Here is a 15,966-nt window from a genome sequence, read left to right on the forward strand (position 1 = left end):
TGGACGTGGTGGAAGGGCATGGCACCGGTACCGCGTTGGGTGATCCGATCGAGGCGCAGGCGTTGCTGGCGGCTTATGGTCAGGGTCGGCGGTCGCCGTTGTGGCTGGGGTCGGTGAAGTCCAATCTCGGGCATACCCAGGCGGCGGCCGGAGTGGCCGGTGTGATCAAGATGATCCTGGCGATGCGGCACGGGTTGTTGCCCAAGACGTTGCACGTGGACGCGCCGTCGTCGAAGGTGGACTGGTCGGGCGGGGCGGTGGAACTGCTGACCGAACCTCAGCCCTGGCCCAGGGACGCGGACCGGCCGCGCCGGGCGGGGGTGTCGTCGTTCGGCATCTCCGGCACCAACGCGCACGTGATCCTGGAAGAGCCGCCTGTCGAGGAGCCGTCGGCCGCCGGCGCCGGCACGGTCGTGCCGTCGGCGGAGATCGTGGCCGGCGAGGACACCGCCGCGCTTCCGGTGCTTCCGATGCTGGTGTCGGCCAAGAGCGAAGGTGCGCTGCGGGCGCAGGCCGGCCGGCTGGCCGGGTTCATGACCGAGCACGACGAAGCCGAGCTGCTGGATGTGGCCGCGGAACTGACCCTGCGGGCCGGCCTGCCGCGGCGCGCGGCCGTACTGGGCGAGACCCGGGATGCCGCGGTGGCCGGGCTGCGCGCGCTGGCCGCAGGCGAACAGGCCGCCGAGCTCGTCCGAGGTCTCGTGCACGACGGCGCCGACCAGCCGGTGTTCGTCTTCCCCGGGCAGGGCGGTCAGTGGCCCGGCATGGCGATCGAGCTGCTGGACTCCTCGCCCGCGTTCGCCGCGGCCCTGGAGCGCTGCGCCGCGGAGATCGAGGCGCTGGTGGACTGGCGGGTGCGCGAGGCGCTGCGCGACGCCCGGATGCTCGACCGGGTCGACGTGGTCCAGCCGGTTCTCTGGGCGGTCATGGTGGCGTTGGCGGATACCTGGCGCGCGGCCGGGGTCGAGCCGGCCGCGGTGGTCGGCCACTCGCAGGGAGAGATCGCCGCCGCCTGCGTGGCCGGGGCGTTGTCCCTGGCCGACGGGGCGCGGGTCGTGGTGACGCGCGCCCGCGCGGTCGCCGAGCGCCTGTCCGGCCGAAGCGGCGGCATGATGTCGGTGGCGCTGCCCGCCGAACGGATGACCGAGGTGCTCGCCGGGTATGGCGACGCGGTGTCGGTGGCCGTGGTGAACGGGCCAGGCTCGGTGGTGCTGGCCGGCGACGCCGCGGCGCTGGACGCGCTGGAGGCCCGGCTGCGGGCGGACGGCACCCGCGTCAAGCGGCTGGCCGTGGACTACGCCTCGCACGGCACGCAGGTGGAAGTGCTGCGCGAACCGCTGCTGCGCGAACTCGCTGCGCTGCGCCCGCGGACCGCCCGGGTGCCCTTCTACTCCACCGTGACCGCGGCCGAGGTGGACACCGCCGGGCTCGACGCCGAGTACTGGTACACGAACCTGCGGCGGACCGTGCGGTTCGCGGAGACCACCCGGGCGCTGCTGGCCCGGGGCCGTCGGCTGTTCCTGGAGATGAGCCCGCATCCGATGCTCACTCCGGCGATCGAGGAGACCGCCGCCGCGGACGGCGTGGACGTGGCCGCGCTGGGCACGCTGCGCCGCGACGAGGGCGGCCGGTTCACCACGGCGCTGGCCGAGGCGTGGCTGCGCGGAGTGCCGGTGGACTGGCCGAAGGTCCTGCCGATCGCGCGGCGGCGCGTGGAACTGCCCGCCTACCCCTTCCAGCACGACAGGTACTGGAAGCCGGCCACCCCGGGTGGAACGGCCGGGCTGAGCGCCGCCGGCCTGGACTCCGCCGACCATCCGCTGCTCGCCGCGGTGCTGGACGAGCCGGACGGTGACGGGCTGGTCTTCTTCGGCCGGCTGTCCATCGCGGGTCAGCCGTGGCTCGCCGACCACCGGGTCGCCGGCCGGATCGTGGTGCCCGGCGCCGCGCTGGTGGAGATGGCGTTGCACGCCGCAGACAGGGCCGGCTGCGACATGCTGGAAGAGCTGATCCTGGAACGCCCCCTGGTGCTGCCCGACGACGGCGCGACCCGGGTGCGCGTGGTGGTCGGCGACGCCGAGGACGGCCACCGGCAGCTGTCGGTGTACGCCGCGCCCGCGTCGGCGGACACGGCCGGCGCCGCGGCGACCCCCGCGTGGACCCGGCACGCCACCGGCACCCTGGCGGTGGCCTCCGACGCGGAGCCGCCCGCCCCGCAGCCGCCCGCCGTGGCCTGGCCGCCGGCGGACGCGCGGCCCCTGGACATCGGCGATCTGTACGAGACCATGGCCGCCGGCGGGTACGGCTACGGGCCGGCGTTCCGCGGGCTGCGCTGTGCCTGGCGCCGCGGCGACGAGATCTTCGCCGAGGTCGCTCTGGCCGAGCCGGTCGCCGGCGAGGCGGACCGGTTCGGGATCCACCCGGCGCTGCTGGACGCCGCGCTGCACACCGCCGGGCTCCTCGACGGGGATGCCTCCGGCGCGCCCCGGCTGCCGTTCACCTGGCGCGGCGTCCGGCTGCGCTCCACGGGCGCCACCGCGGCACGGGTACGGCTGCGCGGCGTCGTCGACCGGCCCGGTGCCGACGGGCTCGACCACGGACGGAACGGATCGGGCCCGGGGACAAACCGCTTCACCATCGAGCTGGCCGACCCCGGAGGGATCCCGATGGCCTCGGTGGAGGCCCTGGTGGTGCGCCCGGTGACCGATGGCGAGCTGGCTCACGCGGCGGCGGCGAACGTTCTGCCACCGCGGCTCACCTGGACGCCGCTGCCCCCGGTGTCCCCGCCGGCGGTCCCGGCCCCGATGGCCGAGCCGCTCGCCAACGGCGCCGGATCGGTGAACGGTGCCGGGTCGGCCAATGGTGCGGGATGGGCCAACGGCGCGGGATCGACTAACGGTGCGGCATCGACTAACGGTGCGGGGTCGGCCGACGGTGCGGCGACGGCGCACCTCGCCGCCCCGCACGGGCAGGAGTCCGCCGGGACCGCGTTCCCGGGCCTCGAGGTGTTCCACGTCCCCCGCGACGGTGGCGAGGACCCGGCCGCCGCCGCTCACGCGGCCACCGGGGCCACCCTGGCCGCGCTGCGCGGATGGCTGTCCGGCGACCGGCCGGACGGCGCCCGACTGGCCGTGGTGGTGCGACGCGCGGCGGCGGTCCTCCCAGGAGAGGACGCCGATCCGGCATACGCGGCGGCCGCCGGCCTGGTGCGTGCCGCGCAGGCGGAACATCCCGACCGGTTCGTCCTGCTCGACACCGATGAGCAGGACCCGCCGTGGGCGGCGGTGCGGGCGGCGATCGAAGCGGGCGAACCGGAGCTGGCCCTGCGCGCCGGCACGGTTCACGCGCCGCGGCTGGCGCGGGACGCCGACGCGCTCGTCCCCCCTGCCGGGCCGTGGCGGCTGGCCACCACCGGCAAGGGCACGCTGTCCAACCTCGCGCTGCTGCCGGCGCCTGAGGCGACCCGCCCGCTGGCGCCCACCGAGGTACGGCTGGCGCCCCGCGTCGCCGGGATCAACTTCCACGATCTGGTGGTCGCCCTCGACATGATCACCGAGGAGGACGACGGCCTGATCGGCGAGGCCGCCGGGGTGGTGCTGGAGGTCGGTTCCGCCGTCACCGACCTGCGGCCGGGCGACCGGGTGACCGGCCTGGTCGACGGCGGCGCCGGCACCGTGGCCATCACCGACCGGCGGCTGCTCGTCCCGATCACCGACGACTGGTCGTTCGCCGCGGCCGCGGTGCTGCCGATCGTCAACCTCACCGCCTACTACGGCCTGGTCGACCTGGCCGGCGTGGGCCCGGGGGATCGGGTGCTGGTGCACGCGGGCGCGGGCGGAGTCGGCATCGCCGCGATCCAGCTCGCCCGGCACCTGGGCGCGGAGGTCTACGCGACCGCGTCGCCCGCCAAGTGGCCGGTGCTGCGCGCGCTCGGCCTGGACGAGGCCCACCTCGCCTCCTCCAGAGACCTCGGCTTCCGGGAGAAGTTCCTGGCCGCCACCGGCGGCGCGGGGATGGACGTGGTGCTCAACTCGCTGGCCAGGGAGTTCGTCGACGCCTCGCTGGAGCTGCTGCCCCGCGGCGGCCACTTCCTGGAGATGGGCAAGACCGACATCCGGCGGGCGGAAGAGGTGGCCGGCACCCACCCGGGGGTCGTCTACCGGGCCTACGACATGGTGGCCCAGTCGCGCACCGAGCACCCGGCGGGCACCCCGGAGCGTGTCCAGGAGATCCTCGCCGAGGTGGTCCGGCTGTACGAACAGGACGTGCTGCGACCGGCCCCCGTCACCATTTGGGACGCCCGGCGCGCCAAGGACGCCTTCCGGCACCTCCAGCAGGCACGCCATGTCGGCAAGCTCGCGCTGACCGTGCCACGGGAGCTCGACCCGGACGGCACCGTCCTGATCACCGGCGGCACCGGTGTCCTCGCCGGGCACGTCGCCCGCCACCTGGTGACCCGGCACGGCGCGCGGCACCTGCTGCTGGTCACCCGCCGCGGCGCCGACGCCCCCGGCGCCGCCGAGCTCCGCGGCGAGCTGGCCGAGCTGGGCGCCTCGGCACGGGTCGAGTCCTGCGACGTGGCCGACCGGGACGCCCTCGCCGCGCTGCTCGACGGCATCCCGGCGGCGCATCCGCTGACCGGGGTGGTGCACGCGGCCGGCGTCCTCGACGACGCCACGATCGCCTCGCTCACCCCGGACCGGCTCGCCGCCGTGCTGCGTCCCAAGGCCGACAGCGCCTGGCACCTCCACGACCTGACCCGAGAGTACGACCTCGCCCTGTTCGTCATGTTCTCCTCGGCCGCCGGGCTGCTCGGCTCGCCAGGGCAGGGCAACTATGCCGCAGGGAACGCCTTCCTGGACGCGCTCGCCCAGCATCGCCGCCATCTCGGCCTGCCCGGGCACTCGCTGGCCTGGGGGCTGTGGGCGGAACGCAGCGCGATGACCGCCCACGTGGGCACCGGTGACTCGGCGCGGCTGGCCGCGACCGGGCTGCGCGAACTCGACACCGAGACCGGACTGCGCCGCTTCGACGCCGCCATCTCCGGGGACGCCCCGGTGGTGCTCGCCGCGGACCTGGACGCGGACGCGCTGTCCGGCCACCCGGTGCCGCCGATGCTGCGTGGTCTGGTGGCCGCGCCGGCGCGGCGGCGGGCCGCGGCCGACACGCCCGCGGCCGAGGAGTCGCTGACCGAAAGGCTGACGGGGCTGCTCCCGGCCGAACAGCGCCGCATCCTCCTCGACCTGGTCCGCTCGCACGTGGCCGCGGTGCTCGGGCACGCCGGCGTCGACGCGATCGCGGCGGACCGGGCCTTCGCCGAGCTGGGCTTCGACTCGCTGACCGCGGTGGAACTGCGGAACCGGCTGGCCGACGCCGCCGGGGTGCGCCTGCCGGCGACGCTGGTCTTCGACCACCCCAACCCGGAGGCACTGGTGCAGTTCCTCCTGGAGGAACTCGACCCGGAGCACGCCGACCCGGCACGCGCCGTACTCGACGAGATCGAACGGCTGGAGGCCACGATGGCCGAGCCGCTCGCCGAGACTCCGCCCGGGCAGGCCGATGTGGAGGCGGTGGCGGCCCGTCTGGAGGCGCTCGCCCGCCGCTGGCGGGAGGCGCACCACCGTGCCGACGGCAACGGAGCTTCACGCGACCGGCCGCGGGATCTCGCCGCGGCGACCGACGAGGAACTGTTCGCGGTGCTGGACAGCGAACTGGGCGGCCCGGACGGGACGCCCTGAACGGGGGAGATGACTCATGTCTGGCGACGATCGGCTACGTGACTACCTGCGCAGGGCCACCGCGGATCTCCAGGAAACCCGGCGGCAGCTCCGCGATGTGACGGAGCGGGCCCGGGAACCTATAGCGATCGTCGGCATGGCCTGCCGGTACCCGGGCGGGGTGACCACCCCGGAGGAGCTGTGGACCCTGGTGGCCGCGGAGCGGGAAGGCATCTCCGGCTTCCCCACCGACCGGGGCTGGGATGTGGACGCGCTCTACGATCCGGAGCTGCTCCGCCCCGGAACCAGCTACGTGAACCGCGGCGGGTTCCTGGAAGGCTCCGGCCGGTTCGACGCCGACTTCTTCGGGATGAGCCCGCGCGAGGCGACCGCCACCGACCCGCAGCAGCGGCTCATCCTGGAGACCTCCTGGGAGGCTCTGGAGCACGCCGGCGTCGACCCGTCCGGCCTGCGGCGCAGCCGCACCGGGGTCTACGTCGGAGTGATGGCCCCGGACTACGCGATCGGCTACGGCCGGGATGTGCCCGAGGCCGAGGGCCTGCTCAGCACCGGATCGCACGGCAGTGTGGTGTCCGGACGGGTGGCGTACGCGTTCGGCCTGGAGGGGCCGGCGGTGTCGGTGGACACGGCGTGTTCGTCGTCGCTGGTGGCATTGCATCTGGCCGCGCAGGCGCTGCGTACGGGGGAGTGTGACCTGGCGCTGGTCGGTGGGGTCACGGTGATGGCCACGCCGGAGACGTTCACCGAGTTTGCCCGGCAGCGGGGGCTGGCCCCGGACGCACGGGTGAAGGCGTTCGCCGACGCCGCGGACGGCACCGCCTGGGGCGAGGGCGTCGGCGTGCTGGTGGTGGAGCGGCTGTCGGAGGCGCGTCGTCGTGGGCATCGGGTGCTGGCGGTGTTGCGCGGGTCGGCGGTGAACCAGGACGGCGCCTCCAACGGGTTGACGGCGCCGAATGGTCCCTCCCAGGAGCGGGTGATCTTGCAGGCGCTGGCGGCCGCCGGGTTGATGGCCGCGGATGTGGATGTGGTCGAAGCGCACGGTACGGGGACGGCGCTGGGCGATCCCATCGAGGCGCAGGCGTTGCTGGCCGCCTATGGCCGGGGACGGCGGTCGCCGTTGTGGCTGGGGTCGGTGAAGTCCAACCTTGGGCATACTCAGGCGGCGGCCGGTGTGGCCGGTGTGATCAAGATGGTCCTGGCGATGCGGCACGGGTTGTTGCCCAGGACGTTGCACGTGGACGCGCCGTCGTCGAAGGTGGACTGGTCGGGTGGCGCGGTTGAGCTGCTGACCGAGGCCCGGCGGTGGCCGCGAGTCGAGGGCCGGCCGCGCCGTGCGGGGGTGTCGTCGTTCGGCTTCAGCGGCACCAACGCGCACGTGATCCTGGAAGAGCCGCCCGTTGAGGAGCCGCTGGCCCTCGGCACCGCAGCGCCTGCCGTCGAAGGATCGTCGGCCGGGGAGAAGCCGCCCGTTCCGGCTGGAACGGAAGGCACAGCCGCGCCGGCGCCGTCGGTTCCTGTGGTGCCTGTGGTGGTGTCGGCCAAGAGCGAGGCGGCGCTGCGGGCTCAGGCCGGCCGGCTGGCCGGGTTCATGGCCGAGCACGACGAGGCCGATGTCCTCGATGTGGCCGTCGGGTTGACCCGAAGGGCCGGCCTGGAGCATCGAGTGGTGGTGCCGGTCGCGGCGGCGGACCGCGAGGGTCTGCTGGCCCGGCTGCGGGCGCTGGCGGCCGGGGAGTTGGAGCCGTCCTCAGTGGTGGGTCGGGTGCGGCCGGGCCGGGTGGCGGTGGTGTTCTCCGGTCAGGGTGCTCAGCGGGTGGGGATGGGCCGGGAGTTGTATGCGGCCTTCCCGGTGTTCGCCCGCGCTTTCGATGAGGCCTGCGCGCTGCTGGAGGTCGAACTCACCTCCGTCGACGCTGCCGGCGTGGTGACCGGCCTGGCCGGTGGTGTGAGCCTGCGAGAGATCATCCTCGGCCGGACCAGCCAGAACGGCCAGACCAGCCAGAACGGTGAGGCGAGCTCGAGCCAGAACGATCAGACCAGCGAGGCCAGCCAGATCGGCCGGTCCGGCCAGACCAGTGAGGCCGGCCAGAGCGGCCAGACGAGCGAAAGCGGCCAGGTCGGTGAGCTCAGCCAGACCAGTGTTAGCGGTGGTTCTGCTGCTGGCGGGTCTGTTGCTGGTGGGGTGCTGGATCAGACGGTGTTCGCTCAGGCCGGGTTGTTCGCGGTGGAGGCGGCGTTGTTCCGGCTGCTGGAGTCGCTCGGGGTTCGGCCTGACTATGTGGCTGGGCATTCGCTGGGGGAGATCACCGCGGCGCATGTGGCCGGGGTGTTGGACTTGGCTGATGCGTGCCGGTTGGTGGCTGCTCGTGGCCGGTTGATGCAGGGGTTGCCGGCTGGTGGTGCGATGGCGGCGATCGGCTGCGGGGAACAGGAGATCGCGCCGGTGCTGGCCGGCTATGGCCGGGTGGCGGTGGCCTCGGTGAACGCGCCGGGCTCGGTGGTGGTCTCCGGCGCTTCCGATCAGGTGGATCAGGTGGTGGAGTGGGCGCGCAAGAACGGGCACCGGACCCGGCCGTTGCGGGTGTCGCATGCGTTCCATTCGCCGTTGATGGAGCCGATGTTGGAGGAGTTCGCCGCGGTGGCGGCGTCGCTGGTGTTCCATCCGCCGACTGTGGCGCTGGTGTCGGGGGTGAGTGGACGGCCGGCCGGGTCGCAGATCACCGAGCCCGGCTACTGGGTGGAGCATGTGCACCGGCCGGTGCGGTTCGCCGATGTGGTGACCACGCTGCGCGGGCAGGGCGTCGGCTGTTTCATCGAGGCGGGCCCGGACGCCCAGCTGGCCCCCATGATCGAACAGACCCTCGCCCACCACGACCGTGACCACGCCGGCGACGAGCATTCGGGCGCGAGCGGTGGTGGGGACGGCGGCCCTGTCGAGGTCCGCGGTGGCGATGGCGGGCATGGGGTCGGCTACGACGACGGTGAGCCTGCGGTGGTCGCGTTACTGCGCCGCGACCGGGACGAGACGGCTCAACTGGTCGCCGGACTGGGCCAGGCGTGGACGTGTGGCACCGGTGTCGACTGGACCGCCTGGCCGTCCTGGACCTCCGGAACCGGAACGGCCGGTTCGGCTGCCACTCGCGTCGGCGATCTGGATCTGCCCACCTACCCCTTCCAGCGGCGGCATTACTGGCTGTTCCCTCCGAACCGCCCGCAATCGGGTGGAGCCGCCGTCACCGACCGTCCTTCCGTGTTCGAAGTGGCCTGGCGGCAGTTGGGGCCGGCGTCGGCACCCCTCGGCGCGGTGGCCCCCGGCGACATACTCGTCATCGATCCCACAGACGGCGCTGACGGAGCCCAGGGCGCTGGTGATGCGATCGATCGAGTACGGACCGCTCTGCGTACGGTCCTGGCCGACCTGCACGGCTGGTTGGCCGAGGCGGACGCGCGGCCGGTAGTGGTGATCACCCGCGGTGCGGTGGCCGTGGCCGATGGTGAGGTTCCGGATCCGGCGCAGGCTGCGGTGTGGGGGTTGGTGCGGGCCGCTCAGTCGGAGGAGCCGGGCCGGATCACCCTGATCGACCTCCACCCGGACGACGTTTCGCTGGAAGACGCGCAGGTCGCCCTTGGTCCTGATGGGGCGTCGGCGAGTGCCGTGCCGGCCGCCGTCGATGGTGGTGAGGACGGCTTCGCGGGTGGTGTGCGTGCCGCGCTGGCTTGTGGTGAGCCGGAGGTCGCGGTGCGTGGCGACGCGTTGTGGGTGCCGCGGTTGTCGCATGTGAGCTCTGTCGACCCGGAGGGTGGAGCCTCCTCGCCTGGCGGGGCTGGTCAGGTCAGCGGTGCGGATGCCGGTGAGGGGTCTGTGGAGGCTTGGCCGGTCGATGGGACGACGCTGATCACCGGCGGCACCGGTGGGTTGGGTGCGTTGGTGGCGCGGCATCTGGTGGCGGTGCATGGGGTGCGGCATCTGTTGCTGGTCTCGCGCCGTGGCTTGGATGCTCCTGGGGCGGCTGAACTGCGTGATGAGCTGGCCGGGCTGGGCGCCGAGGTGTCTGTGGCCGCGTGTGATGTGGCTGATCGGGATGCGTTGGCGGCGCTGCTGGGCGGGATCGGTGGGGCGTGGCCGTTGCGTGCGGTGGTGCATGCGGCGGGGGTGGTGGATGACGGGGTTGTGTCTTCGTTGTCGGCTGGTCGGGTGGAGGCGGTGCTGCGGCCGAAGGTGGATGCGGCGTGGCATCTGGATGAGCTGACGCGTGGTGGGGATCTGGCGCGGTTTGTGGTGTTCTCTTCGCTGGCCGGGGTGGTGGATGGGGCCGGGCAGGGCAATTACGCGGCGGCCAATGCCTTTGTCGATGCGTTGGCGGTGGCTCGGGCGGCGGCTGGTCTGCCGGCGGTGTCGCTGGCGTGGGGGCCGTGGGCCGAGGAACGGGGGATGGCCGGTCGGATCGGCGCGCGTGACGAGGCGCGGATGAATGCCGCTGGTGTGGTGGCGTTGAGCGCGGGTCAGGGTCTGGCGTTGCTGGATGCGGGTGTGGGTGCGGGGCGGGCGTTCGTGGTGGCGGCCCGGTTCGATGCGGCTGCGCTGGGGCGGCGTGGGGCGGATCTGCCGGTGTCGTTGCGGGAGTTGGCCGGTTCCGCGGTGCGTCCAGTCGCCGATGCCGCCGCGGCGGCTGGTACCGACGCAGCGCCGGGTGGGGCTGGTGCGGAGCGGCCGGTGATGGCCTTGGCGCGTTTGTCGGCGCGGCAGCGGCAGCGGGGGTTGCTGGATGTGGTGTGTGGTCAGGCGGCGGCCACGTTGGGGCATGACAGTGCTGAGGCGATCGACGCGGGGCGGCCTTTCCAGGAGTTCGGGTTCGATTCGCTGACCGCGGTGGAGTTGCGTAACCGGTTGCACACGGTGACGGGATTGCGGTTGACGCCGACGCTGGTGTTCGATCATCCGACTCCTCGGGCACTGGCGATGCATCTGGACGCTGTGCTGTTCGGTGATGCTGCCTCTGGTCGAGTCCCGGCGGTTCCGGCGGTCCCGGCCGGCGGTTCCGGCGGTTCGGGTGATGGTGATCTGATCGCCGTTGTCGGGATGGCCTGTCGTTTCCCCGGTCAGGTCACCAGCCCCGACGACCTGTGGCGGCTGCTGATCGACGACCGCGATGGCATCACCGGCTTCCCCACCGACCGAGGCTGGAACCTGGGATCGCTGTTCCATCCGGATCCCGACCACCCGGGAACGTCATACGTCCGCGCCGGTGGGTTCCTGTCCGGCGCCGCCGACTTCGACCCGGAGTTCTTCGCACTCAGCCCCCGCGAAGCGGTGGCGATGGATCCCCAGCAGCGGCTCATCCTGGAAGCCTCCTGGGAGGCCCTGGAGCGCGCCGGCATCGACCCGTCCGGATTGCACGGCACCCCGACCGGGGTGTTCACCGGAGTGATGGCCAACGACTACGGCTCCGGCGCGGTCGCCACACCAGAGGCCGAGGGCCTGGTCGCCACCGGAACACAGGGCAGTGTGGTGTCCGGGCGAGTCTCGTACGCGTTCGGCCTGGAGGGGCCGGCGGTGTCGGTGGACACGGCGTGTTCGTCGTCGCTGGTGGCGCTGCACCTGGCCGCGCAGGCGTTGCGTAGCGGAGAGTGTGATCTGGCGCTGGCCGGTGGAGTGACGGTGATGGCCACGCCGGACGCGTTCGTGGAGTTCTCGCGGCAGCGGGGGTTGGCCGCTGACGGCCGGTGCAAAGCGTTCGCCGAGGCGGCTGACGGGGTCGGCTGGGGCGAGGGTGTCGGGGTTTTGGTGGTGGAGCGGCTGTCGGACGCTCGCCGTCGTGGGCACCAGGTGTTGGCGGTGTTGCGCGGCTCGGCGGTGAACCAGGATGGTGCTTCCAATGGGTTGACGGCGCCTAATGGTCCTTCGCAGGAGCGGGTGATCGCTCAAGCACTGGCGGTGGCCGGGTTGGCGGCCCGTGATGTGGATGCGGTCGAAGCGCATGGCACCGGTACCGCGTTGGGTGATCCGATCGAGGCGCAGGCGTTGCTGGCGGCTTATGGTCAGGGTCGGCGGTCGCCGTTGTGGCTGGGGTCGGTGAAGTCCAATCTCGGGCATACCCAGGCGGCGGCGGGGGTGGCCGGTGTGATCAAGATGATCCTGGCCATGCGGCACGGGTTGTTGCCCAAGACGCTGCATGTGGACGCGCCGTCGTCGAAGGTGGACTGGTCGGGCGGGGCGGTGGAGCTGCTGACCGAACCTCAGCCTTGGCCGCGCGCTGCGGATCGGCCGCGCCGGGCAGGGGTGTCCTCGTTCGGCATCTCCGGCACCAATGCCCACGTGATCCTGGAAGAACCGCCTGTCGAGGAGCCGTCGGACGTCCTCGCCGGCACGGTCGTGCCGTCGGCGGAGATCGTGGCCGGCGCAGTGGGTGACGACGAGGAGCCCACCCAAGGACGAGTCGCCATCCCCGACACAGCCACCACCAAGATGGAAGACACCGCCGCGCTGGCCGTACTTCCGCTGTCGGTGCCGGTGGTGGTGTCGGCCAAGAGCGAGGCGGCGTTGCGGGCGCAGGCCGCTCGGCTGGCGCAGTTCATCGCCGGGCATGAAGCGGCCGGCCCGGTGGAGGTGGCCGCCACGCTGGCGCGACGGGCCGCCATGGAGCACCGGGCCGTGCTGCCGGCGGCGGACCGGGAGGGTCTGCTAAGCCGGCTGCGGGCGCTGGCCGCCGAGGATTCACAGGTTCCGGGGTTGCCCGCTGAAGTGGTGGAGCCGTCTTCGGTGGTGGGTCGGGTGCGGCCGGGCCGGGTTGCGGTGGTGTTCTCCGGTCAGGGTGCTCAGCGGCTGGGGATGGGCCGGGAGTTGTATGCGACCTTCCCGGTGTTCGCCCGCGCCTTCGATGAGACCTGCGCACTCCTGGAAGCCGAACTCACCACCGCCGACACTGCCGGCGTGGTGACCGGCCTGGCCGATGGTGCGAGCCTGCGAGACATCATCCTCGGCCACACCGGCCAGACCGGCGCGACCAGCCCGAACGGCGAGATCGGCCGGCCTGTCCAGAGCGGCCAGGGCAGCGCGAGCGGCGAGGCCGTCGATTCCAGCTTGACCGGTCAGGGCGGTGCGAGCGAACAGAACGGGCAGAGCGGCCTGGGTGGCTCGACCGGCCAGACGGGTCAGAGTGACCAGACCGTTGAGACCAGTGAGACCGACCAGATCGGTGCGACCGGCCAGACCGGCCAGACCGGCCAGGCTGGTGGGGCTACTGGTTCTGCGGCCGGCGGGTCTGTTGCTGGTGGGGTGCTGGATCAGACGGTGTTCGCTCAGGCCGGGTTGTTCGCGGTGGGGACGGCGTTGTTCCGGCTGCTGGAGTCGCTCGGGGTGCGGGCTGACTATGTGGCGGGGCATTCGCTGGGGGAGATCTCTGCGGCGCATGTGGCCGGGGTGTTGGATTTGGCGGATGCGTGCCGGTTGGTGGCTGCTCGTGGCCGGTTGATGCAGGGGTTGCCGTCCGGGGGTGCGATGGCGGCGATCGGCTGCGGGGAACAGGAGATCGTCCCGGTGCTGACCGGGCGTGGCGAGATCTCGGTCGCGGCGGTGAACGCGCCGGGTTCGGTGGTGGTCTCCGGCGCTGCCGACCAGGTGGAGCAGGTCGTGGAGTGGGCACGAAAGCAGGGGTACCGCACCCGGCCGTTGCGGGTGTCGCACGCCTTCCACTCGCCGTTGATGGAGCCGATGCTGGCCGAGTTCGAGCGCGTGGTGGCCGGGTTGACGCTGCGTCGCCCGGAACTGCCGCTGGTGTCCAACCTGTCGGGTGACCTGGCCGGCGAGGAGATCACCGAGCCGGGGTACTGGGTGGAGCATGTACGGCGGCCGGTGCGGTTCGCCGACACCATCACCACCCTGCGCGGACAGGGGGTCGGCTGTTACATCGAGGCGGGCCCGGACGCCCAGCTGGCCCCGATGATCGAACAGACCCTCGCCCACCACGACCACACCGGCGACTACGACCACACCGGCGCCCGCAGTGCCGACGGAAGCCGTGGGAACGGCGACCACGCCGAGGTCCGCGCTGTCAATGGCGGTCGCAAGGACGCAGCGCCTGCCTCGGTGGTGGCGTTGTTGCGCCGCGATCGGGATGAGAAGGCTCAACTGGTCGCCGGGCTCGGTCAGGCGTGGACGTGTGGCACCGGTGTCGACTGGACCGCCTGGCCGGCCTGGTCCACCGCGACCACCGCGACCACCGCGACCAACGGAAGCACCGGAACCACCGCGACCATCCAGACCGAAGCAGCCGGACGGGCCGATTCCGCCGCTTCCACAGGTTCCACCGGTTCGGCCGATTCAGGTTCGGGTGGTTCGGCCGGGTTGCGGGTCGGGTATCTGGATCTGCCCACTTACCCCTTCCAGCGGCGGCACTACTGGCTGCAGCCCGCCCCCGCCGGTGACCTGGCCGCTGTCGGCCAGAGCGCCGCCGACCACCCGATCCTTGGTGCGGTGGTGGAGCAGCCCGACGGCGGCGCCATCTTGACCGGCCGCCTGTCGACCACCGCTCAGCCCTGGCTGGTCGATCACGCCATCAACGCCACCCCCATCCTGCCCGGCACCGCCTTCGTCGAACTCGCCTTACGCGCCGGAGACCAGGTCGGCTGCCCCACCATCGATGAGCTCACCTTGCACACCCCCCTGCCCATCCCCGGTACCCACCACCACACCACCAACGGCACCAGTAGCGCTAACGGAAGCAGCGACACCGGAAGCAGCGACACCAGCGGCGGCGTCATCGTGCAGGTCACCGTGTCCGGACCAGGACAAGACGGCCGACGTCAGATCGCCATCCACTCCAAAGACGACCACGGAGAGTGGACCCGGCACGCCACCGGCACCCTCACCTCCACCCCGACCACCCTCGCCGCCGACGCGGACGCGGCGGCGGGGCTGAGCCAGGCCTGGCCTCCGCCGGGCGCTGAGCCACTGGACACCATCGGCTTGTACGACCGCCTGGTCGACCACGGTTACGGCTACGGCCCCGCCTTCCACGGCCTCACCCACGCCTGGAAACACCACGACGACCTCTACGCCGACATCACCCTCCCCGAACAAGCCGGACAAACCACCCGATACGGCATACACCCCGCCCTTTTCGACGCGACGACGCACGTGGCACTGCTGGCCGGGGGGAACGCCGACAAGGGCGGCCCGCTGATCCCGTTCAACTGGAACGGCGTCACCCTGCACGCCATCGGCGCCACAGCGCTGCGCGTACGGCTGCACCCGGAGCCGGATGGTGGGTTCCGGCTGGACCTGGCCGACCCCGCCGGTCGGCCGGTGGCCACAGTGCAGACGGTGGCATCCCGGCCGGTGGTCGAGACGGATCCGTCGGCGCCGACCGCGGCGTCGGTGGCGCGCTGGCTCACCGAGGTGGTGTGGCGACCGGTGACCGGAGCCTCCGCTGTCGAAAATGGGAGAGAGCCGGCGCTGCGTGACGGCGCCGCCGTGGTGGACGCCACCGGCGGTGCCGGCGACGACGCCGGGGACCTGCCGGACAGGATTCGGCGCCGCCTCGGGGCGGTGCTGGCGGAGCTTCAGGACCGGCTGGCTGAGGAGGACCCGCGACCCGTGCTGGTCGCCACCCGGGGCGCGGTCGCCGTGACCGACGGAGAGACGCCGGACCCGGCGGGTGCGGCGGTCTGGGGATTGGTGCGAGCGGCCCAGCAGGAACACCCCGACCGGATCACGTTGGTCGACTTGGAGCCGGTGCGGACGAGAGGGGGCGCCGCAGCCGCTGATGGGACTGCCGCGCAGTCGGACCTGAGCTCTCTGGAGATCTCGGTGCTGCCCGGTGACGAGCCGGAACTGGCCATCCGCGGTGACCGGCCATGGGTACCCCGGCTGGAGCGGGCCCGTCTCGGCGAGGAGCCCGTTGCGGCTTGGCCGGTCGATGGGACGACGTTGGTCACTGGTGGTACCGGTGGGTTGGGTGCGTTGGTGGCGCGGCATTTGGTGGCGGTGCATGGGGTGCGGCATCTGTTGCTGGTCTCTCGCCGTGGCCTGGACGCGCCTGGCGCGGCTGAACTGCGTGATGAGCTGACCGAGCAGGGTGCCGAGGTGACCGTCGCCGCCTGCGACGTGGCCGACCGGGACGCTCTCAGCGTGCTGCTGGAGGGGGTTGGTGGGGCGTGGCCGTTGCGTGCGGTGGTGCATGCGGCGGGGGTGGTGGATGACGGGGTTGTTTCGTCGTTGTCGGTTGGT

2 protein-coding genes are annotated in these 15,966 nt (G+C 72.6%); both read left to right on the forward strand.

Annotated elements, in window-relative coordinates; all coding sequences use genetic code 11:
• Positions 1–8: 8 nt before the first annotated feature.
• Complete coding sequence (locus ABZU32_RS40090; protein ID WP_354931827.1) at positions 9–5,738, forward strand: SDR family NAD(P)-dependent oxidoreductase; 5,730 nt, start codon at positions 9–11, stop codon at positions 5,736–5,738.
• Between the two features lie 16 nt (positions 5,739–5,754).
• Positions 5,755–15,966: SDR family NAD(P)-dependent oxidoreductase (locus tag ABZU32_RS40095; RefSeq protein WP_354931830.1), on the forward strand; the 10,212-nt coding region annotated here is incomplete at its 3' end.

This window comes from Sphaerisporangium sp. NPDC005288, assembly GCF_040607475.1.
GTDB lineage: Bacteria > Actinomycetota > Actinomycetes > Streptosporangiales > Streptosporangiaceae > Sphaerisporangium > Sphaerisporangium rhizosphaerae.